Origin of the sequence: Bifidobacterium sp. B4111 (assembly GCF_026537235.1) — a bacterium.
Classification (GTDB): Bacteria; Actinomycetota; Actinomycetes; order Actinomycetales; family Bifidobacteriaceae; genus Bombiscardovia.
On sequence record NZ_JAFNMO010000001.1, the window covers coordinates 88,065 to 114,331 of the forward strand.

The 26,267-nt window shown below is 60.8% G+C and carries 23 protein-coding genes and 4 tRNA genes; 18 read left to right on the forward strand and 9 right to left on the reverse strand.

Translation table 11 applies throughout. From position 1 onward, the window contains the following. Positions 1–36: 36 nt before the first annotated feature. The 3 genes from J3T93_RS00345 to J3T93_RS00355 all read right to left on the reverse strand — a co-directional run bounded on the left by J3T93_RS00345 (position 37) and on the right by J3T93_RS00355 (position 1,988). The gene (locus J3T93_RS00345; protein ID WP_267430124.1) at positions 37–924 is read right to left on the reverse strand and encodes an SAF domain-containing protein; all 888 of its coding nucleotides are present in this window, start codon (positions 922–924) and stop codon (positions 37–39) included. 72 nt (positions 925–996) lie between these two features. Then, on the reverse strand, positions 997–1,209 hold the full coding sequence (locus J3T93_RS00350) for an FmdB family zinc ribbon protein (protein WP_024626815.1): 213 nt from the start codon (positions 1,207–1,209) through the stop codon (positions 997–999). A gap of 101 nt (positions 1,210–1,310) precedes the next feature. Next, a complete protein-coding gene (locus J3T93_RS00355) occupies positions 1,311–1,988 on the reverse strand; it encodes a 5-formyltetrahydrofolate cyclo-ligase (RefSeq protein WP_267430125.1) in 678 nt (225 codons plus the stop codon). Positions 1,989–2,068: 80 nt separating this feature from the next. On the opposite strand from J3T93_RS00355, the gene J3T93_RS00360 reads away from it, so the two are divergent. From J3T93_RS00360 to rpmG, 13 genes are all read left to right on the forward strand, one after another. After that, the gene (locus tag J3T93_RS00360; RefSeq protein WP_267399373.1) at positions 2,069–2,722 is read left to right on the forward strand and encodes a GNAT family N-acetyltransferase; all 654 of its coding nucleotides are present in this window, start codon (positions 2,069–2,071) and stop codon (positions 2,720–2,722) included. 76 nt (positions 2,723–2,798) lie between these two features. Beyond that, entirely contained in the window at positions 2,799–4,229 is a 1,431-nt protein-coding gene (locus J3T93_RS00365) for a hypothetical protein (protein WP_267399374.1), read from the forward strand. 178 nt (positions 4,230–4,407) lie between these two features. Further along, positions 4,408–4,701 (forward strand): co-chaperone GroES, encoded by a 294-nt coding sequence (gene groES, locus J3T93_RS00370; protein WP_015022393.1) that lies wholly within the window; start codon positions 4,408–4,410, stop codon positions 4,699–4,701. Positions 4,702–4,820: 119 nt separating this feature from the next. After that, positions 4,821–5,921: a histidinol-phosphate transaminase gene (locus J3T93_RS00375; protein ID WP_267430126.1), complete on the forward strand. Its 1,101-nt coding sequence runs from the start codon at positions 4,821–4,823 to the stop codon at positions 5,919–5,921. Positions 5,922–6,099: 178 nt separating this feature from the next. Continuing rightward, positions 6,100–6,588: a class Ib ribonucleoside-diphosphate reductase assembly flavoprotein NrdI gene (gene nrdI, locus J3T93_RS00380; RefSeq protein ID WP_267430127.1), complete on the forward strand. Its 489-nt coding sequence runs from the start codon at positions 6,100–6,102 to the stop codon at positions 6,586–6,588. A 65-nt stretch (positions 6,589–6,653) separates the two neighbouring features. After that, the gene (gene nrdF / locus J3T93_RS00385) at positions 6,654–7,649 is read left to right on the forward strand and encodes a class 1b ribonucleoside-diphosphate reductase subunit beta (protein WP_229132307.1); all 996 of its coding nucleotides are present in this window, start codon (positions 6,654–6,656) and stop codon (positions 7,647–7,649) included. Between the two features lie 175 nt (positions 7,650–7,824). Further along, entirely contained in the window at positions 7,825–8,322 is a 498-nt protein-coding gene (gene nrdI / locus J3T93_RS00390) for a class Ib ribonucleoside-diphosphate reductase assembly flavoprotein NrdI (RefSeq protein WP_015022389.1), read from the forward strand. 51 nt (positions 8,323–8,373) lie between these two features. Beyond that, a complete protein-coding gene (gene nrdE / locus J3T93_RS00395) occupies positions 8,374–10,569 on the forward strand; it encodes a class 1b ribonucleoside-diphosphate reductase subunit alpha (protein ID WP_267430128.1) in 2,196 nt (731 codons plus the stop codon). 169 nt (positions 10,570–10,738) lie between these two features. Continuing rightward, entirely contained in the window at positions 10,739–11,734 is a 996-nt protein-coding gene (gene nrdF, locus J3T93_RS00400) for a class 1b ribonucleoside-diphosphate reductase subunit beta (protein ID WP_220236288.1), read from the forward strand. Positions 11,735–11,850: 116 nt separating this feature from the next. Further along, a tRNA-Tyr gene (locus tag J3T93_RS00405) sits at positions 11,851–11,932 on the forward strand. Position 11,933: 1 nt separating this feature from the next. Beyond that, positions 11,934–12,005: transfer RNA gene (locus J3T93_RS00410), tRNA-Thr, on the forward strand. 4 nt (positions 12,006–12,009) lie between these two features. Next, positions 12,010–12,083: transfer RNA gene (locus J3T93_RS00415), tRNA-Met, on the forward strand. A 46-nt stretch (positions 12,084–12,129) separates the two neighbouring features. Continuing rightward, entirely contained in the window at positions 12,130–12,297 is a 168-nt protein-coding gene (rpmG, locus tag J3T93_RS00420; protein ID WP_015022386.1) for a 50S ribosomal protein L33, read from the forward strand. Between the two features lie 160 nt (positions 12,298–12,457). Here the strand turns inward: rpmG and J3T93_RS00425 are convergent, their stop codons facing one another. From J3T93_RS00425 to J3T93_RS00445, 5 genes are all read right to left on the reverse strand, one after another. Beyond that, complete coding sequence (locus J3T93_RS00425; RefSeq protein ID WP_267430129.1) at positions 12,458–13,789, reverse strand: O-acetylhomoserine aminocarboxypropyltransferase/cysteine synthase family protein; 1,332 nt, start codon at positions 13,787–13,789, stop codon at positions 12,458–12,460. Between the two features lie 112 nt (positions 13,790–13,901). Beyond that, positions 13,902–15,683: an ATP-binding cassette domain-containing protein gene (locus tag J3T93_RS00430; protein WP_267430130.1), complete on the reverse strand. Its 1,782-nt coding sequence runs from the start codon at positions 15,681–15,683 to the stop codon at positions 13,902–13,904. Continuing rightward, on the reverse strand, positions 15,680–17,500 hold the full coding sequence (locus J3T93_RS00435) for an ABC transporter permease (protein ID WP_267430131.1): 1,821 nt from the start codon (positions 17,498–17,500) through the stop codon (positions 15,680–15,682). Before J3T93_RS00435 ends, J3T93_RS00430 begins: the two co-directional genes overlap by 4 nt. Before the next feature lie 9 nt (positions 17,501–17,509). Then, complete coding sequence (locus J3T93_RS00440) at positions 17,510–18,700, reverse strand: ABC transporter substrate-binding protein (protein ID WP_267430132.1); 1,191 nt, start codon at positions 18,698–18,700, stop codon at positions 17,510–17,512. A gap of 50 nt (positions 18,701–18,750) precedes the next feature. After that, a complete protein-coding gene (locus J3T93_RS00445) occupies positions 18,751–19,815 on the reverse strand; it encodes a uroporphyrinogen decarboxylase family protein (protein ID WP_267430133.1) in 1,065 nt (354 codons plus the stop codon). A gap of 392 nt (positions 19,816–20,207) precedes the next feature. On the opposite strand from J3T93_RS00445, the gene J3T93_RS00450 reads away from it, so the two are divergent. The 4 genes from J3T93_RS00450 (at position 20,208) to dapC (ending at position 24,654) form a co-directional block, all read left to right on the forward strand. Next, positions 20,208–21,437, forward strand: coding sequence for an FAD-binding protein (locus tag J3T93_RS00450; protein WP_416378806.1), 1,230 nt, complete (start codon positions 20,208–20,210; stop codon positions 21,435–21,437). A gap of 93 nt (positions 21,438–21,530) precedes the next feature. After that, positions 21,531–23,054 (forward strand): amino acid permease, encoded by a 1,524-nt coding sequence (locus tag J3T93_RS00455; RefSeq protein WP_267399386.1) that lies wholly within the window; start codon positions 21,531–21,533, stop codon positions 23,052–23,054. 57 nt (positions 23,055–23,111) lie between these two features. Next, positions 23,112–23,429: a ferredoxin gene (gene fdxA / locus J3T93_RS00460; protein WP_015022367.1), complete on the forward strand. Its 318-nt coding sequence runs from the start codon at positions 23,112–23,114 to the stop codon at positions 23,427–23,429. Positions 23,430–23,499: 70 nt separating this feature from the next. Then, complete coding sequence (dapC, locus tag J3T93_RS00465) at positions 23,500–24,654, forward strand: succinyldiaminopimelate transaminase (RefSeq protein WP_267430134.1); 1,155 nt, start codon at positions 23,500–23,502, stop codon at positions 24,652–24,654. On the opposite strand, the gene dinB is transcribed toward dapC, so the two are convergent. Next, positions 24,651–25,922: a DNA polymerase IV gene (gene dinB / locus J3T93_RS00470; protein ID WP_121914074.1), complete on the reverse strand. Its 1,272-nt coding sequence runs from the start codon at positions 25,920–25,922 to the stop codon at positions 24,651–24,653. The two genes, dapC and dinB, sit on opposite strands and share 4 nt — an antisense overlap. A gap of 226 nt (positions 25,923–26,148) precedes the next feature. On the opposite strand from dinB, the gene J3T93_RS00475 reads away from it, so the two are divergent. After that, positions 26,149–26,235, forward strand: a tRNA-Ser gene (locus J3T93_RS00475). Positions 26,236–26,267: the final 32 nt, after the last annotated feature.

Consider the following 26,267-nt stretch of genomic DNA (forward strand, 5'->3'; position numbering starts at 1 on the left):
TGATCGAGGCCATCCTGCATCCTTCCGTAGCTGATGTCAGGCATGGGAACACCCATGCCTGCTTCTTCCTCCATTATCGCGGGCCCAGAATGGTTTCGGTTTTCCGACATGATTAGAGAGTGTTGATGTGGGAGTGCTGTCGGGGCGGATGGCGATGACGGGGGTGGATGGATCCAGCGACAACAAGAGCAGAGCCTGACCAGCGTTCAGGGCGAAGACGGCCTGGGATGCTTGCCGGACTTGGTCGCCCTCCCGTCCTTCCGGGTCGGATCGATCCCTGGGGATTGTCTGCGCCGGTTGTAGCGCCAGAGCTTTCTCGGCTATCATGCAGTTTCCGCTGCCTGAAGTTTGCCCGGAAGTCGGCGTCTGCAGGTCGCTGGCTTGCTGGCTATGGGGAAGCCCCGGCGTCCTATCAGAACCTGGTCGGTCTTGGGCGGGATGCGGGCTGGTGGCGGCTGGGCAGTTCCCTGAAGCCAGCAAACTCACCTGGTCGCCAGCCTGCAGGTTGCCCGGATCGTAGGCAAGGCGGACCGTCACCGGGGTCGTTCCGGGTGGCTGTGCCGGTCTACTACTGATCATGGCCGTGGTCAGCGGTTGCCCCGAATGGACGCTGATCATCAGCCGCCGTCCGCGAACTTGTGCAAACGAAGAGATCAGGCCGGGCAGACCTTCCCTGCCATGCATGATCCGCGTTTCAACCATGGCAGGTTCGATGGCTGATCCTCGTGCAATGGGTCGTGCGGCGACCAGTATAGACAGGCGGCCCTGGGCCTGGATCAGGATCTGCAAGGTGCAGAAAACTGCCAGCCCCAATGCCAGGGCGGTTCCCAGGCGCCTCAGCCGAAAAAGTCGTCGTCGGCGGGTCAGGGATCCGGCTGCCGCTGAAGGCTTACCCTTGTTGCTGAAAATGGAAAAATCGACCATGCCCCCAGCCTGCCAGAAGCTTGGCCGACGTCAGGGTCTGCATGGTCGATGTGGTCGAATGTGCCTCTTGGTCTACTTGCTGCTTGTGGAGCTCGAAGAGGAGGATGAGGCTCCATCGGTCCGGTAGAAGCCATGGCCCTTGAACTCGATGGGCACTGCGGAGAAGATCTTACGGACCTGCTGTTGCCCGCACTTGGGGCAGATGGTGATGGGTTCGTCGTTGAAGGACTGCTCCTTGGTAAAGTCGTATCCGCAGTTCTTGCAACGATAATGATAGGTGGGCACCGTTCTTTCCCTCCGCTGATGGTCGGTTTGCGCGACGATTGGTTCAACATCCAATATCCTAGTGGTGGCTTCGACCAGAAGAATCGGCACCGGGCCTCTCGTCAGTCTTGTCCATCACCATTATGGCCTGTGCCGGGCTTTCGTGACAGACCTGTGGCTGTGGGCGTGAAACCTTCAGGCGTCAGGACTGCATCCACGGGGAGATCATGGTCGAGATGGGGCAGGGGGGCTTCCACGAATTCGCCGGGCCAGCAGATGCCCACCACTGGGGCCTGTTCGGCACGCAGGCCTAGGGCGCGGTCATACCAGCCGCCGCCCCGACCCAGACGAATGCCGGCATGGTCAATGGCCAGCGCTGGCACCAGAATCAGATCGGCCTTACCCAAGACCTGTGCCGGTAGGGCAGGCATATCGGGTTCGTCGGGCCGCCAACCTGGAATCCGCTTCATGTCATCCAGATCCTGCCTTGATTGCAGTCGACCCCAACCTACCTGGGTGCCTGTTCCCAGCATGGGGATGAGCACCTGGTCGCCCCGGCCCAGTAGCAGGTCCAGGCTGGGATCCATGGCTATCTCCCCGCGAATGGAGGCGAAAGCAGCTACGGTCAGGCTTTGGCCGCCTCGGGAGCGTCCGATCCTGGCAAGTACCTGGCCTGCCAGCAGATCGGCAAGCTTGCGTCCTGCGTCCAGGCACTGGGCCGGGTCGATACGTCGTCGGGCTTCAAGCAGCCGGCTGCGTCGATCCTGCTTGTCCCTATCGATGCGTTCCTGCTCGTTCATGTCCTCAGTTCTACCAGCAGGGGGTTCTCCCTGGTGGACGCATGTCTGCCTCAGCTGACGTTCGGTGAGAACATGGAGTCATGTCGGTTCTGCATACCTTCCGCCAGGTCTGGCAGGGTTCCCGAGCCCGTTCGGACCATGCCCTGGATTTGCCTGACGGTCTGACTGCGCCCCCAGGTCATGGGGACTTCCTACTGAGGCCCATCCGCGAGGGCGACCAAGCAGCCTGGAACGCGGTCCGATGGAGGAATCGCGATTGGCTGGCCCCATGGGAGTCAGGGGATCCCCGCCACGGACCTGGCATGACCTATGCCCAGTGGATGCAGGAGCTGGAACGTGCCCGGCAGGAGGGGACTTCCGCGGTCTTTCTGATGGAGTTTCATCAGAGCATCGTGGGGCAGATTTCCCTGGGCGCCATCCGCTACGGATCCATGCGCACAGCGACAGCGGGCTACTGGGTGGATCAGGACTGGATTGGTCATGGGTTCGCACCCCTGGCTCTGGCCATTCTGGCTGACTGGGCATTCAGAGACAGGAGGGGACCCCATCTGCACCGGCTTGAGGTGGCGATTCTGCCTGAAAACGAACGATCCCTGCGCGTAGTCCAGAAGCTGGGCATGGAGCCGGAGGGGCTGCGCCGCAGTTACATGTATGTCAACGGACAGTGGCGGGATCACCTGACCTTTGCCTGGATCAGCGACCAATTCGATCCGGATTTGCTGGCTCGTTTATGAGCCCCTGGGACGGACATGGTCGACACGCTGGGTTTGACTTGCCGCTTGGGGCATACCGTCAACTAACGTAGTACCTATGGTTTATGAATCACTCAGCAGCATCGTGGTTTTGGTGATTGCAGTGATTCTGGTGCTGGGTTGGTTGCCGTTTCGCACCGTCAAGGGCATGAAGCGGGCCTCGGAGCATCGCCAGGACAGGCTTTCCACCTCCCTGCATATGGTGGGTCGGGAAGACGGTATGAGGTTCTGCGACAGGCAGTCGAGGACGGTGAAAGGGTTGGTCATGCAGCAAGGGCAGCAGGATGGCAACCGGCGCAGTCAAGCCCAGCGCATCAAGCAGATCAGACAGTTGCGCCGCGCGGCCATACGTCGTCGTCGCATTCTGGTCCTTGCTCTCTTGGTCGTCACCCTGCTGGTGGCTGGTTGCTCCTTCCTTATGGACTACAGCCCATGGTTTACTCTGATTCCCTTGGCGCTGGTGGTGGTGGTGTTGGTCGCTGGCGCGCATGCTTCGGCCCAGGCCCGGGCCTGGGAGCGCAATTTAGCTCAGCGGCGTGCCCGGCAGCGTCGTCAGCAGGCAGCCATTCTGACTAAGAGCAGGACTCCTAGCAAACCTGGGCAGGCCAAGAATGGAGGCGGCACGGAAACTGCCACGGATGTGCTTGATCAGGGTGAGATTCGTCAAACACTGGCCCAGGCCAAGGCTGATCAGCAGGCAGCCCTCAAAGCCAGGCAGCACAATTCGTCCAAGCCTGCAAAGTCTGCAGTCAGTAGCAGCAAGGCCAAGAGTTCAGCCGGGTCCGCCAAGTCGAGCGAAAAGACTGCTGCACAGACCGCACATACGTCGAACAAGCCGTCCGCCGCCAAGAAAGCCTCTGAACGGACCCCAGCCAAACAAGCGGCTTCTCGACCGGAGGCTTCGAAACCGGCAACTACCAAATCTTCGAGGGCCCAAAAGGCTGCCTCCAAGCCGGCGGCGCCCAAGTCGTCAGTGGACAAGTCCGCCGCCTCTCCGCAGTCGGCATCCGTGCAATCCGTCGCTACTCAGTCGGGTAAGTCTGGATCGGCCTCTGCGTCTGCCGGCAAAGAGCGCCCAGCTTCGTCGACTCAGTCCTCCACATCCGGGGGATCATCGTCCTCGGCAAAGGCTCAGGACGATGCCACCAATGAACTCAAGCGCATCAATCCCTCTCCGGCCTTGGACGCTTTCGGCATGGCGGCGGGCCAGGATCTGATCTCCTTCTCCCTGGGTTCAGCCCGTGGTGAGGGATCAGACAAGGGCGGCAAGAATAACGAAGACGAGGGTCCTCACAGCCTGGAGATCAAGTCCACCCGGCAGGTCTCCGTGGCCCGTCCCCCCGAAAAGAAGAAGGCCGATGGGCAGCCCGACGACTTTCACAAGAGGGAGATGCAGGCTCAGGTCGAGGTGCCCGACCGCAGCGAGGACTCCCTGTCCATCGGCGTGGAGGCCATATTGGCTCGGCGTCGTCCGGCAGACAAGTCCTGAGGGACCAATCCGCGATCATTCTTTCACCACCAGCGTTAGCACTCAAGTTGGCAGAGTGCTAATTTCGCGCTACTATGACTTGTAGCGCAAAGGAATGCGTGGTGAGTGTTCGTCAGCCTCTCATCGACGTTCCGGCGTGGGTTCATTGGCTGTTCTCACAAGATGTAGGAGGTCCACAGTGTCGATTTCACTCACACCGTTGGAAGACAAGATCGTCATCAAGCAGGCTGAGGCGGAGACTAAGACCGCTTCCGGGCTGGTCATCCCCGATACCGCCAAGGAGAAGCCCCAGCAGGGCGAGGTGCTGGCGGCAGGCCCCGGCCGTCGTGACGACAAGGGCGAGCGCATCCCCATGGATGTCAAGGTTGGCGACAAGGTTCTGTACTCCAAGTACGGCGGCACCGAGGTCAACTACGGCGGCGAGGACTACCTGATCGTGTCCGCACGCGACGTTCTGGCCATCCTCAAGTAAAGAGGCGGTGATAGTGGCCCCTGGTCCTGCGCAAGGACCGGGGGCCATTCGCGTCTCGGGAGGACCGTGCAGCGGAACAGACACCGCAGGAGCATACGGCGGCCACTAGCATGGTGCCCATGTACTATCGTCATCGCGCCAGCATTGATTCCCTTCCCGGATACCGGCAGGGCAGCCCGGCACCAGCCGTTCCCGGGTTGACCAGCTACAAGATCTCCAGCAACGAGAACCCCTATCCGCCCCTGCCGGGCGTGGTTCAGACCGTCTCCGAACAGGCCTTGGGCCATCTGAACCGTTATCCGGATATGCGTGGCACCCGTCTGGTAGAGCGGCTGGCCCAGCTGCACGGGGTGGATCCCGCATGCATCCAGCTGGGATGCGGGTCCACTGAGGTCATTACCCAGCTGGTTGACCTGGTGGCCGGCCATGGCGACCAGGTGGTCTATCCCTGGCGCAGTTTCGAGGCCTATCCCATCATCGTCACCTCGGCTGGAGCCACAGGGGTGCCCGTGCCCTTGGATAAAGAGGGGCGGCATGACATCGGTGCCATGATCGCCGCGGTCAACGACCACACCAGACTGGTCATCGTCAACAATCCCAACAATCCGACCGCGACCAACGTCGACCGCGACCAGGCCGAACGTCTGCTGCAGGCCCTGCCCGCCGACCTGCCGGTGCTCTTTGACGAGGCCTATATACAGTTCAATGACGACCCTGACCGCGCCGACGGATTGTCACTCATGCGCGAGCATCCCAATGTGATAGTGGCCCGGACCTTCTCCAAGGCTTACGGACTGGCGGGGCTGCGGATTGGATACGCCGTGGCTGCCGAGCCGATCATTGCCGGCATGAACAAGGTGGCCCTGCCCTTCGGCGTCTCCGATGTGGCCCAGACGGCGGCAATGGCCAGCCTGGACGCACAGGACCGCCTGGCCGAACGGGTCCAGGCACTCAAGCAGGAACGGGCCAGAATCCTGGCTGGTTTGCAAGAGCAGGGGTGGAACATCCCCCAACCCCGAGCCAACTACTACTGGCTGCCTCTGGGCCAGGCCTCCACGCAGGCTGATCAGCGTTTCCGCGATGCAGGCCTGTCGGTCAGAACCTTCCCTGGTGAGGGCATCCGCATCACCGTGGGGGAGAGGGAGGCCAATGACCGGGTCCTGGAGGTTTGCGCCGACCTGCGGCGACAGGGCCTGCCTCAGGGCCCAATCTCTGACTGACGGTCGCCATGGTGCGAGTGTAAAGGCAAATGCTTGCCGTCTCCGTCCTTGTATGGAATCTCACAGCGGAGGTGGTTTTGCTTCTGTGAACTTGTGTCGTCTTGGATAAACCTATATATTGTGGTTGGCTGGCCAAGTCAATCCAATATATAGTGTTTACCAAGGAGCAGCAGTCCCTATGTCTTCAGCAGATATGGATCGGCACGATCCTCCCGATGGTGCCTCCAGGCTGGTGTATTTCTCCAGCGTCTCCAACAACACCCACCGCTTTGTGCAGCGGCTGGGCGTGGAGGAGCCCATCCGCATCCCCCTCTACGAGCGGCGCCAGCCCATGCCCGTTATGGATGCGCCCTACCTTCTGCTGGTGCCCACCTATGGCGGTGGGTCAGCCAAGGGGGCCGTGCCCAAGCAGGTCATCCACTTCCTGAACAATCCAGTCAACCGCGGACTGATCCGCGGGGTCGTCACCTCGGGTAACCGGAATTTTGGCAGCGCCTATTGCGCGGCCGGCCCGTTGATAGCCCGCCGGTGCGGTGTTCCTGAGCTCTATCGTTTCGAGCTGCTGGGCGCCTCGGAGGATGTTCAGGCGGTCAGAGCCATTTTGGCCGGAATGGGAGTGCAGCTCCAGCAGCAGTCGGCTGATTCACGAAAGGCGGTTTTGTCATGAGCCAGCAGGAAAGCACCAAAGAGAGCACCAAGTCAGAGGCCGGTATCTATGCCGACGACGAGATGATGCGCAAGTCCATCACCCCGCCCCAGTACCGTGTCACCCCTGAGGCTAGGATTCGTCCGGTCAACTGGAACAACATCACCGACGAGAAGGATCTGGAGGTCTGGAACCGCTTGGTCTCCAACTTCTGGCTGCCCGAAAAGGTGCCGCTGTCCAATGACATCCCATCCTGGAATACCCTGACCGATCATGAGCGTCAGACCACCGTCCGCGTCTTCACCGGATTGACCATGCTGGACACCACCCAGGCCACCATCGGCGAGCTGGTGCAGATCGATCACGCCCGCACCGAGCAGGAGCAGGCCATCTATACCAACATCGCCTTCATGCAGTCGGTCCACGCCCGGTCCTACTCCTCGGTCTTCTCCACCCTCTGCTCCAGTGAGGAGATCGACAAGGCCTACCGCTGGGCTGTAGCCAACGACGTCCTCCAGGAGCGCGTCCACACGGTCCTGCACGAGTACGTCAGCGAGGATCCCCTGAAGCGCAAGGTGGCCTCCACCATGCTCTCCTCCCTCATGCTCTACGCAGGCTTCTATCTGCCCCTCTACTTCTCCAGCCATGCCAAGCTGATGAACACGGCTGATATGATCCGGCTGATCCTGCGCGACAAGGCTATCCATGGCTATTACTCGGGCTACAAGTATCAGCGGGGTCTGGAGGAGAGGACCCAGGCCGACCAGGCCATGCTGGAGAAGTTCACCAACGATTTGCTGGACAAGCTCTACGATCTGGAGATGGTCTACTCCGGGCAGATATATGACGGCTTCCCCTTCGTCGATGATGTCTTCGCCTTCGTTCGCTACAATGCCAACAAGGCGCTGATGAACCTGGGCTATCCGGCCCGGTTCGCAGCCGACCAGACCGATGTCAGTTCGGAGATCCTGGCGGCCCTATCGCCATCGGCCAACGAGAACCATGATTTCTTCTCGGGTTCGGGCTCTTCCTACGTCATGGGGCACTCCGAGTCCACGGACGACGACGACTGGGACTTCTAGGCGAGTTGGAATCGGTGTGATATTGGGCACAGAAAACCCTAGATATGCTCACCGTTTCCGATATCAACAGCACATATAGTAGTTCAGGCTCGCGCTGGGCGGGTTCTGATCGGTCCGTCCTCAGGGCGGGCATCATCGTCAAGACAGGCTCTGGATGGCCTGATCAGGAGGAAGCATGGAGCAACAGCAGACCGCCGGAACTGATTCGGAGCTCAGTGCTCCCGAGTTCGCCGCCCAGGGTCAGCGCCTGGGGGCCGTGGTCTACTTCTCGTCGGCCTCGCGCAACACCGCCCGGTTCATTGCCAACTGCCATTTGGATGACGAAGGGATTGACGTCTTCCGTATCCCTCTGAGACCCAAGGATCCGCCGCTCAACATCCGGCAGCCCTACATCCTGATCGTTCCCACCTATGGGGGCGGATCAGCCAAGAAGGCGGTCATGCCGCAAATCAAGCGCTTTCTGAACGACCCGGCCAACCGGGCCGGGATTCGTGGGGTCATCGCCTCGGGCAACACCAACTTTGGGGAGGCCTTTTGCATGGCGGGGGACATCATCTCCCGCAAGTGCAATGTACCCTTCCTCTACTATTTCGAGCTCATGGGCACCAAGGAGGATCAGGAGAAGGTCCGCCGTGGGGTTGTGGATTTCTTCCGCAACCACCCCGAGTCCTGAGCCAATTTCATTACACGCACTATCACCGCAATACTCATGAAAGGACACCCGATGGGAGCAAACGAGGACACGTCCCTGGCCCTGGATAGGACCGCATCCGAGGATGAGGAGACCTTCGATCCGGCTCACGACTACCATGCCCTGAACGCCATGCTGAACCTGTACGACAAGGACGGCAGGATTCAGTTCGACAAGGACCACGAGGCCGAGCGCCAGTACATGGACCGGCACGTGCGGCCCAACACCATGACCTTCCCCTCCACGGCTGAGAGGATTGCCTACCTCCTGGATCACGAGTACTATGACCGGAAGGTTTTTGATCGTTACACACCGGAGTTTCTGGACAAGATCTATCAGCATGCAGCCGAGAGCGGCTTCGAATTCGAAACCTTCCTGGGGGCCTTCAAGTTCTACACCTCCTATGCGCTGAAGACCTTCGATGGCAAGCGCTACCTGGAGGACTTCCCCCAGCGCTGCGTGGCCGTGGCCCTGGAGCTGGCCGACGGGGATGAGCAGGCCGCCATGAAGTACACGGATGAGATCATCTCCGGCCGCTTCCAGCCCGCCACCCCCACCTTCCTGAATCTGGGCAAGGCCCAGCGCGGTGAGCCGGTCTCCTGCTTCCTGGTGCGCATCGAGGACAACATGGAGTCCATCTCCCGTGGCGTCAACGCCGCCCTGCAGCTGTCCAAGAGGGGCGGCGGCGTGGCCCTGCTGCTCAGCAACCTGCGCGAGATGGGTGCACCCATCAAGCACATCGAGAACCAGTCCAGCGGCGTGGTCCCGGTCATGAAGCTCCTGGAGGACTCCTTCTCCTATGCCAACCAGCTGGGTGCCCGCCAGGGTGCCGGCGCCGTCTACCTGTCGGCCCACCACCCCGACATCATGCGCTTCTTGGATACCAAGCGGGAGAACGCGGATGAGAAGATCCGCATCAAGTCCTTGGCCCTGGGCGTGGTCATCCCCGACATCACCTTCGAGCTGGCCAAGCGCAAGGAGCCCATGGCTCTCTTCTCGCCCTACGACGTGGAGCGGGTCTATGGCAAGCCCTTTGCTGACATCTCCATCACCGAGCACTACGAGGAGATGGTCAAGGACAAGCGGATCCACAAGAAGTACATTGACGCCCGTGACTTCTTCATGACCCTGGCCGAGATCCAGTTCGAGTCCGGTTACCCCTACATTCTCTTCGAGGACACGGTCAACAAGGCCAACCCCATCGACGGGCGAATCACCATGTCCAACCTCTGCTCGGAGATCCTGCAGGTCCAGGAGCCCAGCACCTACTCCGAGAACCTGGACTATGAGCATATCGGCCGCGACATCTCATGCAACCTGGGGTCCCTGAACATCGCCAAGGCCATGGACGGCGGCCTGGCTGACACGGTCGAAACCTCGGTGCGGGCACTGACCTCCGTCTCCGACCACACCAACATCGAGGCCGTCCCCTCCATCAAGCGGGGCAACGATGAGGGCCATGCCATCGGCCTGGGTCAGATGAACCTCCATGGCTTCCTGGCCCGCGAGGGCATCCACTACGGGTCCGAGGAGGGGCTGGACTTCACGGACATGTACTTCATGACCGTGGCCTACCACGCCTACAGGGCCTCCCATGCCCTGGCCGTGGAGCGGGGGAAGGCCTTCGCCTCCTTCGCCAAGTCCGACTACGCCAAGCCGGCAGGCCAGGGGAACTACTTCGACAAGTACACCGAGGGCAGCCGTTCCCTGGAGCCCAGGACCCAGCGGATCAAGGACCTCTTCGACCAGTACCAGGTCCACATCCCCACGGTTGAGGACTGGAAGGAGCTTCAGGCGGCCATCCTCAAGGACGGCATCTACAACCAGAACCTCCAGGCCGTTCCTCCGACCGGGTCCATCTCCTACATCAACCACTCCACCAGCTCCATCCACCCGATTGCCTCCAAGATCGAGATCCGCAAGGAGGGCAAGATCGGACGCGTCTACTACCCGGCTCCCTACATGACCAACGAGAACCTGGACTACTTCGAGGATGCCTACGAGATCGGCTGGAAGAAGATCGTGGACACCTACGCCGAGGCCACCCAGCATGTGGATCAGGGGCTCTCGCTGACCCTCTTCTTCCCTGACACGGCCACCACCCGCGACCTGAACAAGGCTCAGATCTACGCCTGGCGCAAGGGGATCAAGACCCTCTACTACATCAGAATCCGCCAGCAGGCGCTGGAGGGCACCGAGGTCGAGGGCTGCGTCAGCTGCATGCTCTAAGGCATCTGCCCTAGGCATATGCAATCCCAGGTCGGTGCCGTCTTTGAGGGCGGCGCCGGCCCTTTGGTATCCACATCCACAGGCCGGGTCCGTCCATGCGGTAGACTGACGGTCCTGTCGTGATCCGCGTCGCACTGTCGAACACTTATCCAACAAGGAGCAATCAACCATGGTCCCACCCATTTCCATTCCCCGGCAGCCGCTGAAGCTGATTGACCGGGTCTCCGCCATCAACTGGAACCGTCTGGAGGACGAGAAGGACCTTGAGGTCTGGGACCGTCTGACTGGCAACTTTTGGCTGCCCGAGAAAGTTCCCGTCAGCAATGACCTGCCCTCCTGGCAGGCCATGAGCGAGGAGGAGCACACCCTGACCATGCGGGTCTTCACCGGGCTGACCCTTCTGGACACCATCCAGGGGACTGTGGGCGCCGTCAGCTTGATTCCGGATGCGCTGACCCCCCATGAGGAGGCTGTTTACACCAATATCGCCTTCATGGAGTCGGTCCATGCCAAGTCCTACTCCTCCATCTTCTCCACCCTGGCTTCCACCCCTCAGATCGACGCTGCCTTCGAGTGGAGCGAACACAATGAGTTCCTCCAGCGCAAGGCCCAGATCGTTCTGGACTACTACGAGGGCGACAACCCCCTGAAGCGCAAGGTGGCCTCCACCCTGCTGGAGTCCTTCCTCTTCTACTCGGGCTTCTACCTGCCCATGTACTTCTCCAGCCATGCCAAGCTGACCAACACAGCCGATCTGATCCGCCTGATCATCCGTGACGAGGCCGTGCATGGCTACTACATCGGCTACAAGTACCAGAAGGGGCTGGCCAGGGTCTCCGACTCCGAGCGTCAGGCCATGAGCGACTACACCTACGAGCTCCTGGGCGACCTGTACGACAACGAGGTGGAATACACCGAGAGCCTGTACTCAGGGGTGGGCCTGGTGGAGGATGTCACCAAGTTCCTGCGTTACAACGGCAACAAGGCCCTGATGAACCTGGGCTATCCTGCCCTCTTCCCCTCGGACACCACCGATGTGAATCCTGCCATCATCGCCTCGTTGAGCCCCAACGCCGACGAGAATCACGACTTCTTCTCCGGCTCGGGCTCCTCCTACGTCATGGGCAAGGCCGTGGAGACGGACGACGACGACTGGGATTTCTGACCTGTCTGTCCCGCTCTGACGCGGAAGACACGACCTTGGAGCAAGACTTGCGGAAAACAGAAAAACATGTCATTATAGGCAAGTTGCCGTACGGAGCTCCGGTTCTAGTGCGACATGGCGGATTTCCCAAGCGGTCAAAGGGAGCTGACTGTAAATCAGCCGCGTAATGCTTCAGAGGTTCGAATCCTCTATCCGCCACGCCTCGGTAGCTCAGTGGCAGAGCACTTCCTTGGTAAGGAAGAGGTCGTGAGTCCGATTCTCACCCGAGGCTCTCTGGCGGGGTAGCTCAGCTGGCTAGAGCGTACGACTCATAATCGTAAGGTCAAGAGTTCGAGTCTCTTCCTCGCTACTGTGGCCGACATACGTCGGTCGTGCAACGACTATAGAGGTGAACCATGGCAAAAGCCGCAGATATCCGTCCTGGCATTACGCTGGCGTGCACCGTGTGCAAGGAGCGTAATTACATTACGACCAAGAACCGTCGTAACACTCCTGACCGTCTGGAGCTCAAGAAGTTCTGCCCCCGTTGCGGCAAGCATACCCTGCACCGGGAGACCCGCTGAGTTCTTCCCGTCTTTTGGCTTCATCAGAACCCGACCATTTGGCTGGGTTCTTTTTTATACACAGGTTCTTCTTTATGCAAATCTGCCTATATGCCTACTCCGCATTATCTGAAGATACTGCTGGGAGCAGAACGGGTTTGGTGATGTAGGGGACTCAGCCTTAGAGAGTGCCCTGGTAGGCGGTCGCAAATGCCTGATCCAGATCGGCGATCAGGTCGTCCGGGTTCTCCAGGCCTACGGAGATTCGAATCAGGTCGTCGCCCACACCGGCGCTGAGGCGGTAGGGTTCTGGAACCTCCCTGTGGGTGATCCTGGCCGGGTCCACAATCAGGGTGCGACAGTCGCCGATGTTAGGCATGTAGCTCATGAGATGCACCGAGTCCACAATGCGCTTGACCTGCTCGTAGCCTCCCTGGACTTTGAAAGACAGGATCGTGCCGACGCCCTTGGGCAGCAAGGTTGATGCCAGATGGTCTTGCTGGTCCGTATCGCCCTGGTGCCGACCCTCGGGAATGCCCGAATAGTTGACCTGCTCCACCTGGGGAATGGTCAGCAGGTGGCGGGCCAGAATTGTCGCCGTCTTCACCTCGGTGGCGACCCGCTGGGCCAGGGTCTCAAGGCCGGTCAGCTGCAGGTAGGCGGTTAAGGGGCTCATGACCGCTCCGAAGGTGTGCAGGTACTTGGTATGGACCCTGCGGAGAAAGGCCATCTTGCCGAAGGCATCCAGAAAGCTGACCATGGACCCGTGCCGCTCGTCGCTGATGATCAGTTCGGGCTGGCTCATCTGTGGGAAGCGGCCGTTGCCCCAGTCGAACCGTCCTGCGTCCACGATGACCCCGCCCAGAGAGTTGCCATGGCCGCTGATCCCCTTGGTGGTCGAATGGACGACGATGTCGGCACCGAAGTCGATCGGGTTGAGCAGGTAGGGCGTGGGCACCGTATTGTCGATGATTAGGGCCAGCCCATGCCGATGGGCCAGGTCGGCAAGGCCGGGGATGTCAGCTATGGCCGTGGACGGATTGGCCACGGATTCGGCGAAGATGGCCCTGGTGTTGTCCTGGATCAGGGATTCCACGGCATCAAGGTCGTTAATGTCATCCACGAAATCCGTTTCGATGCCGAAGTTGGGGAAGAAGGTCTTCATGGCATCCACCGAGGTTCCGTAAAGATCGACCGGGGAAATTAGTCTCCCGCCGCCCTCGGCGGCACACATGAGGGCTGACGATACAGCGGCCATCCCCGAGGCCATGGCCACGGCCCCCTTTCCCCCCTCCAGGCTGGACAGGCGGTCCTCCAGGACCTTGACCGTGGGGTTGGCTAGGCGTGAGTAAGAGAACCCTTTTATCTCGCCGGCGGCCAGGGCGTCTCCTCGGTCGGCGGTGACCATGTCAAAGGCGGCCGACTGGTAGATGGGGACGCTGGCCGCGCCTCCGCCCTGGCTTTGACAGTCATAGCCGTCATGGACGGCTTTTGTTGCAAATCCTTTGCTCATGTGGGTGTCTTCCTCTGCTTATGTCCGGTCGTGAATCCTTCGCTAGCCCACCATCGAATCTTCTTTCAGGGTCTCGGGCAAGGCTCCGCTCATAGGTGTTCCTTATTGCCCGCTATCGGGAGGTTCCCTTGCCCAGGTATGCCTGGCGAACACGTTCATCATTCAAGAGCTGTCGGGCGGGCCCCTCCAGACGGATTAGGCCGTTCTGCAACACGTACCCGTAGTCGGCGATGGACAGGGCCAGCTCGGCCTGCTGCTCGACCAGAAGGATGGAGATGCCCAGCTGGTCCCGAAGGGAGGCGATCTGCTCAAGCACCTGGTCGACCAGCTTGGGGGAGAGACCCATGGTCGGCTCGTCCATGCATATCAACCGGGGATGGCTCATCAGGGCCCTGCCGAAGGCCAGCATCTGCTGCTCGCCTCCTGAAAGGGTGCCGGCCTGCTGCCCACGACGTTCGGCCAGGCGGGGGAAGCGCTCATATATAGCTTCCAGATCCTCCTCAATCTGACTGCGTTCCCTTTGGGTGTAGGCACCCATGCGCAGGTTCTCTTCCACGCTCATGGCGGCGAAGACCCTTCTCGCTTCAGGCACCGAGGCGATTCCGGAACGGACCCGATCCCTGGTGGGGGTATGGGTGATTTCCCGTCCATCCAAACGGATGGTTCCCTCCTTTGGAGCCAGCAGACCCAGGATGGTCTTCATGGTTGTGGACTTGCCCGAAGCATTCCCGCCCAGAAGGGAGACGATGCCGCCTTGGGGAACGCGAAGACTGACATGGTCCAGGGCCTTGACCGGGCCATAGCTCACATCCACGGCATCCAGGGAAAGCAAGGTTCGGTCCCCCTCGGCAGTTGGCTTCCCCCTATCGTCATCCGACGACTCAGCTTTGGTTTTTAGCTTGGTTCCTGTGCTGTCGGGATCCTGGCCATCGATCGGTTCTACAACGGTGGCCGGAGCCAGGGCGTTCTGCCGGGCCAGAACATCTGCCTGCCCGTTCATGGGGGCATCGTTGCGGGGTCTGCGGTCGCCCAGGTATGCGGTGATGACGCGGGGATCGGCACTGACCTGCCTGGGAGGTCCGGAGGCGATGATCCTGCCGCCGTCCATGGCGATGACCTGATCGCACAGTGCTTCGATCAGGTCGATCTTATGCTCGACCAGGAGCATGGTCTGCCCTTGGGCCTTGAGCTCCAGAAGCTGTTGCAGCACTTCGGCGGTCTCCGATTGGTTCATTCCTGCCGTGGGTTCGTCCAAAACCAGGATGTCGGGGGAGCTGACGTGGGCTCTGGCTATCTCGGTGCGTCGCCGGTTGGCGTAGGAGAGTGTGTAGGCGGCCTGGGTGCGATGTTCCTCCAGGCGCTCGCTGAATCTGTCAATTTCGGACTGGACGGCCTTGCGCTCGACGACCGCCTCCCTCCGGCAGGCGGGACCGGGCACCAGCGTCAGCCAGGTCTGCGTCAGCAGGGGGATCCATCGCAGGATGGGCCACCGCTCTAGGCGGCGAAAGGGTCTGTGGGCTTCCAGGCGTCTATGGAACCCTACAGCCACATTCTCCTCAACGCTCATGGTCGGAAAGACCCTGCCGTTCTGGAAGGTGCGGGACACCCCCTGCTCGGCCATGTCCGTAGCGGGCAGGCCGGTCACGGTGCGTCCCTTAAGGCTGATCTGGCCCGAGTCGGGCTTGAGAAAGCCGCAGATCAGGTTGATGGTCGTGGACTTGCCTGATCCGTTGGGGCCGATAATGCCTATCACCCGGCCGGATGCCAGATCCATGTTCACGTCGGCCACTGCCTGCAGTCCCTGAAAGCTCTTGCTCAGATTGCGCACGCTGAGCAGGGGCTGATCAGCATTGTCGCGTACAGGTTCGGGATTATGCCGGCTGCCCGTCATCATGCCCTCCTTTTGGTTGAGAACAGACCCTGTGGTCTGCAGATGATGAAGATGATCAGGACGAGTCCGTAGGCCATGATTCTCACCTCGGGCAGGATGCGCAGCAGTTCAGGGGCCCCTACCAGGATCAGGGAGCCGATCACAGCTCCGGTCGGGGACTTCATACCACCCAGGACGATGATGGTCAGAATCAGGGTCGACATGGTCGGGTTGAAGAGGGTCGGGTCGATATATGTGTACTGGTGCGCCAGCAGAGCACCAGCGATACCCGCCGATCCGCATGCCAGGGCGTAGGCCAGCGCCTTGTAGGCCCCTGTCCTGATCCCTAGGGACCAGGCCGCTTGTCCGTCCTCGCCGATGGCTTCGAAGACGTGGCCCAGATGTGAGGACCTGATCCGAGAGATCACTGCGAGGACTAGTAGAAGAACGATCAGGTCCAGTAGGTACTGCATCTGCTGGGTGCAGAGCGGCTTGCCCAGGAATGTTGGCAGCGGAATGCCCTGCAGACCTAGCGAGCCCCTGGTCAGAGGTTCCCAGATGCGGATGATGGCGACCATGACTGCTCCCACCCCTATGGTGGCGATAGCCACATAGTGGCCACTGAGCTTCCATACAGGGAATGTCAGCAGGGATGCGGCCAAGGCGGCGATGACGGCCGCGCCCAGCAGGGAGAGCGTGAAAGGCCAATGCAGACGCATGGTCAACAGAGCCGAGGCGTAGGCTCCCACGGCCACAGGTCCCGCCAAGCCCAGGATGGTCTGCCCGGCCGAGCCCGAGATCAGCGTCAGGCCCACTGCGGCAATGGCGTATATGGCAACCTGGGTTCCGATGCCGGCCAGATGGTCGGAGAAGATGAATGGGGTGGCCAGAGCGCCTGCTGCAAGGCCGAGGTTGGCCCAAAGTGGCAGTCGAATGGGTCTGGCGGCTTCCGGGAGGGTTCCGGTCATGGGCTCCTTGCCCATGTCTGCCTTGCGGCCTAGGAATCCTGAAGGCCTGAGGATCAGAACCAGCAGGAGGGTGCCGAAGGTGATTAGATCATGTACACCATCGCCGAAGAGTCCTACGCCGACGGCCTCGGCCAAACCCAGCACCAGGCCGCCAATAATGGCTCCGGGGATGGAGCCCAGTCCGCCGATGGCTGCAGCCACGAAAGCCGTCATGCCGATGGCGTTGCCGTCCATGGGGTTGATGTTCGTCTTGAACAGACCGATGAAAATTCCGGCGATACCAGCCAGGACCGAGCCGATAACGAAGGCTATGGTGCGAATGGAGGTGACAGGTACTCCCATCTGCAATGCGGCCTGGGAATCCTGGGAGGTGGCTCTGATGGCCTGCCCGGTCCTACCGTAGGTCAGGAAGGCCCAGAGCGCAGCCATGCTGGCCAAGGCGACCAGACCCATGACCAGGTCGGATGTGCCGAAGCTGATGCCCAGCGCATGCAGGTTGTGGGTGGGCAACAGCTGGGGGAAGGGCCTGGTCTGAGAGCCAAAGATCAGCTGCATCCCGTTATCCAGGACCTGTCCTAGACCCACGGTGCCCAGAAGGGCGGCGATTGGTTGCCGACCCTCCAAGGGAGTGATGACCAGGAGGTTGGTGATCAGGCCGATCAGGCCCGTGACCAGGACGACTGCCAGGATGGTGGGAACGAGTCCCCAGCCTAGGGAGGAGCCTACCCACCAGGCCGTCATCATCCCGACCGCTACCAGGGATCCTTGTGCGAAGTTGGCCACATTGGTCACTCCGAAGACCAGGGACATACCCACGGCGGCCAGAGCGTAAACGCCGCCGTGGATGAGTCCGGAAAAGAGCGTCTCGACCATGATCGCAGCTCACTCCTCGATCTGTTTGAATTTGCCCTGATCGACCTGGAGGAGGATGGGCTTGATCGTATCCGCCCGGCGGGTCTTGGTGTTGAACCGGAAAGTCCCTCCCTGGCCTTGGTAGAGCGGGAAGTCCTTGACCTTGCTTAGGGCCTCCTGGATGCCCTCCCTGGTGGGGCTGGTCTTCTCGCCCGCGTAGGCCAGGTCCTTGATGGCCTGGTAGGCAGTGATTTCGAAGTTGCCGGGGACGGTGTGATACCGGTCCTCAAAGCTCTTGACGAAGGCTTTGGCTTCCGCATCCTTGGTGCCTGTTGCCGAAAAGACGCCGGTAATGATAGCCCCTTGGGCGTTCGCTCCGGTCAGGGAGAGGAACTCCTTGGTCTCCTGACCGCCAAAGAAGGGTCCCTTATAGTCCAGTTTGTCCCGCAGGGTGTTGGCGATCAGCGCCCCATCTGGCCCGTAGCCGATGTCCACCACGGCCTCGGGGGCGGCATTCTTGGCCGGGATCAGTATTGGAGTCAGGTCCGTGGAATCGGGCAGATAGGAGGACTGGTAGACGATCTGCACCCCGAGCCGTTCCGCAGCCTCCTTGAAGTACTGGAAGGATTCCTTCCCCCAGTCGTTTTCTATATAGACGACGGAGATCTTTTCGGCTCGCTTGGACACCGCCTCAGCGTTGACTTCCTGGTAAGTCTTCTGCGATATTTGAGGTGTCCATACATGATCACCCGAATTCGTGAAGGTCGGCGAGGAGTTGTTGAAGCCGTAATGGACCAGCCCGGCCTGTTGGAAAATAGGCGATGCGGCTGAAGAGGCCGGCGAGGAGTAGTCGCCCACAACGGCGATGACTGATTTATCGGAGGCGATCTTTGGGGCGACGGCGGCATCCTGTTTGGCATCTGATTGGGTGTCGTAATAGTCGATGTCCAGGCGCTTGCCCTGTATTCCGCCCTTCTTGTTGACCTGGTCCTTGGCCAGGTCGAAGCCCTGCTGGAACATCTTTCCGTACTCGGCGTAGAGACCGGTCTTAGGGTAGATGGCAGCGATGGTCACATGGTCTGACGATCCTGCGGAGGAGCCCTTGTCGCCTCCCAATCCGCAGGCCGACAGCGCTCCGGCCATGGCCATGGTGGTCATGAGGGCAACCATTGCCCTGATGGTGCCACGATGCTGCCGGTGCTGCTTTGATGTGATGACCATGATGTCTCCCTTGGAGTTTGACGGTTGATGTCGGTGGGTTGTTTGTGGTTTCAGACTTGCTTGGGGGCCCGGGTTCCGCTCAGAAGGCGCAGGGCCTCCTCGTCGGCGGGCGTCGGGATGGTGCATGAGGGCGCCAGGAGGAAGGGACGGCCTTGACGGGCCTGGATGGTCTGATCCAATTCCTGGCGGATCTGATCCACGTCGCTGCCCGGATTGAAGAGTTCGAAGTCGGCTCCTCCCACGGGTACCGCTGGAAAATCGGTGCTGATTTCAGGATTGCCTGGGCGGAACTGGTCCCAGTGGAGAAAATCGGGATTCAGGGCGGTGAATTCTTCGGGATGGGCATCTTCCTGGCAGGTATGCACCAGGACCAGGGCTTCCGGATTGGCCTGTCTGACCGCTTGGATCACGATCCGGTCATAGGGCTTGGCCCATTCCTCCAGTTGCGCCTGGTTGAAGTAGCCATGGCTGGCCAGACCCGTCTCGGCGAAGAAGATGCCGTCCAGACCAGCCCCGCCCTGCTCCTTGGGGCTGACCAGCAGAGCTGCGTAGTCGGCAAGGGTCCGGGCGATCTTGTCCAGCGCTGACTTGGCCGCCTCGGGCTGGTCGAAGATCAGCGTCTGTCTGTTCAGGCCCCTGTCATTCTCCTGCGCGGAGCCCTGCCCGTCGGGATAGAGGGGGAGATCGGCCAACTGAAGGAGGACTGAGAGCGGGGAGAAGACCGTGTCGATGACTGCTCGGTCCTCAAGGCCGTCTCGGATGCCTCTGGCAGCTTGGATCTGCTCTTGGAGCACCTTGTTGGTTTCGGGGTCGCGATAGTCGATGCGGGCGATATCCCCTGCCTCCTGGATGGCCGTGCGGACGGTGCGCGGGATCAGCCAATCATAGTGATCCTTGTCGTAGACTGCGTCCCAGACCTCGGCGTAGTAGATGGCCCTCGGGTTGATCTTGACCCAGTCCCAATCCCACTTGCGAACGAAGTCCAAGGTGGCTGCAGCAAAATTCTCAGCACCGTACTCGTGTCCGATGTGGTGCTGCCAAGCAGAGGTCAGCCAGGGGCGGCTTGTCTGGCCCTGGGCTATCTGGTGGAACTGGGTTCTTCTGTCTTCTGTCATTGCATGCTCATTTCCTGGTATGTGTTCTATGAACGCCCGGTCAGGTGTCCAGGTAGTTCCGGTGCCCTTCGTCCGGAAACAGGGCTTTGGAGATTCCCCTTCCCAAAGCTCTTGTCACATAAAACCCCCAGGAAGCAGGCCCGTCAACGACCTGGCATATAGGTAATATCTATCGCCGCTAATCGTCCCCTGACCCTGCGCGGGTCTTGCGAAAGCTATAGGAAAAGCTGATAGGGGGTCAGACAGGACTTCGCAGTCACCTTGATGCCCTTGCTTTGCTATCTGAGTATGACCGATTGATGATCGCTAAGGGCGACAGGGGGCATCTTAGGTCTGTCATGGCTCCTGCTCGGGAGAGGCCCTCATAAGGGGACGATGATACAGTGAATTGCATGTCTGACGTATCCTCCAGAGACACCATTCCGACCTTTGCCGATATCACCACTGTGGGTGTGGGCGGGAGCATGGCCGCCTTCGTTCAGCCCCAAAGCCGTGTGGGCATGATCGAGGCTGTGGAGGACGCGGATTCCAAGGGGCTGCCCCTCTGCCTGATCGGCGGGGGATCCAACCTGCTGGCCTCCGACCAGGATTTTTTCGGTGTGGTTGTGCGTGACACCCGTCAGGACATCAGCGTGCCCGACGAGGTGGCTCCGTCTGAAGGTGGTGCTCCCGTCGTCCACATCAACGCAACGGCTGGGACCAACTGGGATGATCTGGTCTCCTACTGCGTGCGCATGCACCTGATCGGGGTAGAAGGCCTATCCGGCATCCCCGGGACTGTCGGGGCCTCGGTGGTTCAGAACATCGGCGCATACGGCCAGGAGGTCGGCCGCCTGGTCGACTCGGTCGAGGTCTGGGACCGCCAGGACAAGGTCACTGCCTATCTGCGGGCCTCTGATCTGGATTTCGGATACAGGACCTCCCTGCTCAAGCAGACCATGTATCAGGCGCCGGCTGTGCCCGACGCACGGTTCTTCCCCACGCCGCGCTACGTGGTCCTTTCGGTCACCCTGGTCCTGCGACATGGGTCCGCCGCTCAGGTGGGTTCCGCCCAGCTGGCTAAGACCTTGGGTGTGGAGGTCGGGGCAACCCTTCCCTTGGAGCGGATCCGCCGGGCGGTTCTGACCGTCAGAGCAGGCAAGGGGATGCTGGAGGATCCCTACCGGTACCTGACCGATTGGATGGGATCCTGCCGTCGAACCTCCGACCTGGAAGAAGCTCTGGAGGCAGTCCAGGATGACCTTCACGGCCCCAGGGGCGAGCGGGTGCTGCTTGATCGTCACAGCTGCGGGAGTTTCTTCACCAATCCGATCATCAGCCCTGAGGCCGCGGATGCCCTACCGGCGGATGCCCCACGCTATCCTGTCGAAGACTCGGCGTTGGTCAAGACCTCAGCGGCTTGGCTGATCGATCATTCAGGCTTCCACAAGGGATTCGCCCTGGAGGAGGCGTCGGCTGCCGCCCTGTCCGACGTGCACACACTGGCTTTGACCAACCGCGGAGGTGCCGGGTCCGATGACATGGTGGCCCTGGCTCGTGCCATCCAGAAAGGCGTGGATTCCACCTTCGGCATCCGCCTGATTCCCGAGCCCGTTACCCCAGGCATCGACCTGGCTTGGTAGCTCCTGCTTTCACCTGATGAGCGTATTTCGGTTTTGTACGGCACCATATCCTATGATTACTGGCCGGAGCGGGACTCGTGAGTCGGGAGCAAGATGGAGTTATTCAGGAAGAAATCGGTTGAACAGACCCTGGCAGAGACCGGGGAGGAGGGCAGGTCCCTCAAGCGGACGCTGACCACCTGGGACCTGGCCATCATGGCCGTCGCAGTGGCCGTGGGCGCCGGCATCTTCTCGGTGGGAGCCCAGGCAGCGGCCTTCCATGCGGGTCCGGCCGTCATTATCTCCTTCGTCATCGCAGGCATCGTCTGTGCGGCGGCCGTCATGTGCTACGCGGAGTTCGCCTCCATGATCCCGGTTTCAGGTTCGGCCTACACCTTCACCTACAACACCATGGGCGAACTGGTGGCCTGGATCATCGGATGGGACCTGATTCTTGAGATGCTCATGGCCGCGTCGGTGATCTCCAAGTACTGGGGTGTCTACCTGAACGACTTCATCCACCTGATGGGCGGCACTTCCTTCAGCTCCAGCTTCCATGTAGGCGGCCTGGATGTGGACTTGGCCCCGTTGGCGGTCGTCACCCTCTTCACGGTCCTTCTGGTCCTGGGCACCAAGCTTTCAGCCCGGTTCGACGGTGCCCTGACCGTCCTCAAGATCGGTATTGTGGTCTTCGTCATCGTGGTGGGCTTCTTCTACGTCAAATTGGACAACTACCGGCCCTTCATCCCGCCCTCTGAGCCTGCTTCTGCCGTTCCGGGTGCCAGCGTGCCAGGGATCATGGGCCAGCCCCTTTGGCAGTGGGTTTCAGGCATGCAGCCCACCATCTACGGTATCCCCGGCATCCTCTCAGGCGCGGCCCTGGTCTTCTTCGCTTTCGTAGGTTTCGATATCGTCGCCACCACCTCCGAGGAGGCCAAGGAGCCCCACAAGACCATTCCCCGCGGAATCGGCCTGGGTATGCTGATCGTCATCACCCTGTACATCCTGGTCGCCATCGTCACCACCGGCATGGTCTCCTACAAGGATCTTGCCAAGGCCAAGAACCCCTCACTGGCCACCGGCTTCGAGATGGTGGGGGCTCCCTGGGCTGCCAAGATCATCTCCTTCGGCATCGTGGTGGGGCTGACCACCGTGGTCATGGTGCTCTTGCTGGGGCTGACCCGCATTGTCTTCGCCATGAGCCGCGACGGGCTTCTTCCGCGTGCCTTGTCCCGCACCGGCCGCCATGGCACGCCGGCCCGCATTCAGATCCTGGGTGGCATCGTGGTTGCCGTGGTGGCATCCTGCTTCCCCATAGACGTCTTGTCCGACATGGTCAACATCGGCACGCTCTCGGCCTTCCTGCTGGTGGCCATCTCCCTGCCCATCATGCGCAAGCGCCGGCCTGACCTGCCCCGGTCCTTCAAGATGCCCGGCAACCCTTGGGTGCCCATTCTGATCGCCCTGGCCTGCCTCTGGCTCATGCTCAACCTGACCGTGCTGACCTGGATTCGATTCGTGGTCTGGCTGGCTGCAGGCCTGGCCATTTACTTCGGCTATTCCTACCGGCACTCCCTGCTCGGTCGTCATCAGCTCAGTGGGAAGATATCCAAGGCCACCCAGGCGGGTCTGGACTGACCTGGAGCGTCGGCGCTGCAGTGTAGAGTGAATATTCGCATACTCAGGAGGTAACCCATGACCTACGTCATCGCTCAGCCCTGCGTGGACGTCAAGGACAAGGCCTGCGTGGACGAATGCCCGGTGGACTGCATCTACGAGGGCGTCCGTTCCCTCTACATCAACCCCAACGAGTGCGTGGACTGCGGCGCCTGCGAGCCGGTCTGCCCGGTGGAGGCTATCTTCTACGAGGATGATCTGCCCGAGGAGTGGACCTGGTACAAGGATGCGGCGACTGATTTCTTCGCCCAGGTGGGGGATGCCGGCGGCGCTGCTGCGGTCGGCCCTTACGATCATGATCCGGAGGGTGTGGCAGCCCTGCCCCCAAACAAGTAGTCGATTCAGGCTGACGAGCCGCGGATGGGAGCCATCCCTCCGCGGCTTATTTATACGAGAAAGGCTGACCATGGGTTTTCACTCCTTCGAATCCCCCTACGACTGGTCGAGGATTGACTCCTATCGGCGGCGTGCTGAGCAATGCCCCGGCGGTCTGGTCGATCTGTCGGTGGGTTCGCCGGTGGACCCTGTACCCAGGTCGGTCAGGGATGCTTTGGCTGCCGCTTCGGATGATGGTCAGGCACGAGGTTATCCCAAAACTGCCGGTGATGGATCTCTGAGGCAGGTCGCGGCCGACTGGTTCCGTCGTCGCCGCGGGGTAGATCTGAATGCTCTTGGCGCGGATCTGGTGCCCACGGTCGGATCCAAGGAGGCGGTGGCGCTCATGGCTTCCCTTCTGCATCTGGGACCGGGGGACCGGGTGGTGCAGCCGACGGTATCCTATCCCACCTATGCCATCGGAACCCAGCTGGCTGGGGCCCAGGTGACGACCGTGGACGATCCGACTGATACGGATTCATGGGTGAATCTGCTCGGCGTGCGAGCAATATGGATCAATTCGCCAGGCAACCCCAGTGGGCGGATCATCGACCGAGCCGGGCTGGCGAAGATTGTACGGGCGGCCCGTTCGATAGGTGCCACGGTCCTAAGTGACGAGTGCTACGCCCTCCTGGATTGGTCAGAATCCGCCCGGGTCGGGCAGGATGTGCAAATCACCGCCTCGCCCTGCATCCTGGAGCCCCAAGTCTGTGGCGGCGATGCCAGTGGGATACTCTGCCTGTACTCAATGAGCAAGCAGTCCAACATGGCCGGATACAGGGCAGCTTTGGTGGCGGGAGATGCTCATCTGGTAGAGGCCATGACCGCCTACCGCAAGCAGATGGGGCTGATTGTGCCAGGTCCGGTGCAACGGGCCATGCGGGCCGCCTTGGAGGATGGCGATGCTGTGATGACCCAGCGCGAAGTCTATGCCCGTCGCCTGCATGCCTTGGCTGAAGGTCTCAGATCTTACGGATATGATGCCGTCATGCCGCAGGGCGGCCTATATATCTGGGCACAAGCCCGCTCGGGCGACTGTTGGGCCGATATGGCAGACCTATCCCGTCTGGGTATTCTGGCCAGTCCCGGGGAGTTCTACGGGGATGGCCACTATCTGCGATTTTCGTCAACCATCACTGACGAGCAGCTGGAGCTGGCCTTGGGGCGTCTGCGGAGCGCCGCTTAGAGGCCCATGCTGACCGAGCCCTTGCCATAGCGGCTCCTGATGGAGTCCATGGTGGCCTCTGCCTGATCCAGGCGCTGGGCCTCGCTGCCGGTGCGGCGTTTGCTCTCGTGGATGATGTCATCCAAGGATGGCTGGATGGGAGTGTCTTCCACCCGGCTCAGACCGGATGCGCTGACACCGGCCAGGCGGATCAGCCTGGGCAGGGGCGTGTCCATGGGCACACCATCGGGCAGCCCCAGCATGGCCTTGAGCAGACCGACTGCTTGCGGATAGATGCGGTTGGCTGAGTTGACCGGGGTCTCCAGGGTGTGGGCCTTGGTCATATAGCGCAGGTCATCGAAGCGTAGTTTGACGGTGATGGTTCGGGCGATCAGGTCGTGCGATCGCAGTCCGGTCGCCACTTCGTTGCTGCAGACGCGCAGGAGGTCGCAGACCTGCTTCATGCTGGTGGTATCGTGCAGAAAGGTGCGTTCCGCGCCTAGGGACTTCTCTGGCGCTCGCGGCTGGACAGGATCGTCGTCCAGACCGTGGGAGGCCTGTGCCAGCTTCCTGGCTGTAAGGTTCGAACCTGTGGCCCGAGTCAGATCCCGCTCGCTCATGGTAGCCAGGTCGGCCACGTCCTTGATGGCCCAGGCGTTGAGCCGCTTCTCCAGGGCCGGTCCGATGCCGGGGATGCCGCGCAGGGGCATCAGCTGGACGAACTCGGCCTGTCGGGCCTTGGGAATCAGCAGCATGCCGTCGGGCTTGGCGTTGGTGGAGGCCATCTTGGCTACCAGTTTGTTGGTGGCGATGCCCACCGAGCAGGTCACGTGGAATTGGCGGGCTACGCTGGCTCGAATCCACCGGGCTATGGCCGTAGGCATGCCCCAGCGCATGAGTGCCCCGGACACGTCCATGTAGCACTCGTCTACTGAGACTTGCTCGATCTGATCAGTAATTCGTGAGAAAACCGTATCAAATATCCTTCGTGAGATATTCCGGTAATAGGTCATGTCGACCGGGAGGAAGACCCCTTGAGGGCACAGTCGTTCGGCACGTGCTAGAGGCATGGCCGAGTTGATGCCGAAAGCCCGGGCTTCATAGCTGGCCGCAGAGACCACCGAACGCCGTCCGGTGCCGATGATGACCGGCCGGCCCTGCAATTGAGGGTGTCGGGCGACTTCGCAGGAGGCGTAGAAGGCATCCATGTCAATGTGCAGCACCGTGCAGCCGGTCTCGTCATGTCCCCAGTCTTTCTTGGCGGCTGCAAGCCTTGGTGCGGTACTCATGGCTCCATGATAGAAGGGGGTCCCAGAGGAACATGCAATAAATTATTCTCAGTCGTAAATTCTTGGAAAAGATTTACATTTATGGTTTTTATCCATGAAAATGAACGAATCCGCCCTGTGCTGCATTGCACCCTGTCGCACCGGCGAGTCAGGTCGGTCTATCATGGTATTCTATTGTTTTGTTCTCGAGACTTTGGGACTAGGGTCCTGAATCGGGAGCCTGCATGGAGACGTGCCTGAGTGGCCGAAAGGGGCACCCTGCTAAGGTGTTGACTGCGCAAGCGGTCCAGGAGTTCGAATCTCCTCGTCTCCGCCTGATGGCCGGTGATCGCTGATCTTGCACGA

Bases quoted from the DNA above. Each gene is read 5' to 3' on its own strand.
- J3T93_RS00450 (WP_416378806.1), top strand. From the start codon at position 20,208: ATGTCTGACGTATCCTCCAGAGACACCATTCCGACCTTTGCCGATATC.
- J3T93_RS00445 (WP_267430133.1), bottom strand. From the start codon at position 19,815: ATGACAGAAGACAGAAGAACCCAGTTCCACCAGATAGCCCAGGGCCAG.
- nrdI (WP_015022389.1), top strand. From the start codon at position 7,825: ATGGAGCAACAGCAGACCGCCGGAACTGATTCGGAGCTCAGTGCTCCC.
- fdxA (WP_015022367.1), top strand. From the start codon at position 23,112: ATGACCTACGTCATCGCTCAGCCCTGCGTGGACGTCAAGGACAAGGCC.
- J3T93_RS00455 (WP_267399386.1), top strand. From the start codon at position 21,531: ATGGAGTTATTCAGGAAGAAATCGGTTGAACAGACCCTGGCAGAGACC.
- J3T93_RS00365 (WP_267399374.1), top strand. From the start codon at position 2,799: ATGGTTTATGAATCACTCAGCAGCATCGTGGTTTTGGTGATTGCAGTG.
- J3T93_RS00345 (WP_267430124.1), bottom strand. From the start codon at position 924: ATGGTCGATTTTTCCATTTTCAGCAACAAGGGTAAGCCTTCAGCGGCA.
- J3T93_RS00355 (WP_267430125.1), bottom strand. From the start codon at position 1,988: ATGAACGAGCAGGAACGCATCGATAGGGACAAGCAGGATCGACGCAGC.
- dinB (WP_121914074.1), bottom strand. From the start codon at position 25,922: ATGAGTACCGCACCAAGGCTTGCAGCCGCCAAGAAAGACTGGGGACAT.
- J3T93_RS00360 (WP_267399373.1), top strand. From the start codon at position 2,069: ATGTCGGTTCTGCATACCTTCCGCCAGGTCTGGCAGGGTTCCCGAGCC.
- rpmG (WP_015022386.1), top strand. From the start codon at position 12,130: ATGGCAAAAGCCGCAGATATCCGTCCTGGCATTACGCTGGCGTGCACC.
- nrdF (WP_220236288.1), top strand. From the start codon at position 10,739: ATGGTCCCACCCATTTCCATTCCCCGGCAGCCGCTGAAGCTGATTGAC.
- J3T93_RS00440 (WP_267430132.1), bottom strand. From the start codon at position 18,700: ATGGTCATCACATCAAAGCAGCACCGGCAGCATCGTGGCACCATCAGG.
- nrdE (WP_267430128.1), top strand. From the start codon at position 8,374: ATGGGAGCAAACGAGGACACGTCCCTGGCCCTGGATAGGACCGCATCC.
- J3T93_RS00435 (WP_267430131.1), bottom strand. From the start codon at position 17,500: ATGGTCGAGACGCTCTTTTCCGGACTCATCCACGGCGGCGTTTACGCT.
- J3T93_RS00375 (WP_267430126.1), top strand. From the start codon at position 4,821: ATGTACTATCGTCATCGCGCCAGCATTGATTCCCTTCCCGGATACCGG.
- nrdI (WP_267430127.1), top strand. From the start codon at position 6,100: ATGTCTTCAGCAGATATGGATCGGCACGATCCTCCCGATGGTGCCTCC.
- dapC (WP_267430134.1), top strand. From the start codon at position 23,500: ATGGGTTTTCACTCCTTCGAATCCCCCTACGACTGGTCGAGGATTGAC.
- J3T93_RS00425 (WP_267430129.1), bottom strand. From the start codon at position 13,789: ATGAGCAAAGGATTTGCAACAAAAGCCGTCCATGACGGCTATGACTGT.
- nrdF (WP_229132307.1), top strand. From the start codon at position 6,654: ATGCGCAAGTCCATCACCCCGCCCCAGTACCGTGTCACCCCTGAGGCT.
- J3T93_RS00430 (WP_267430130.1), bottom strand. From the start codon at position 15,683: ATGATGACGGGCAGCCGGCATAATCCCGAACCTGTACGCGACAATGCT.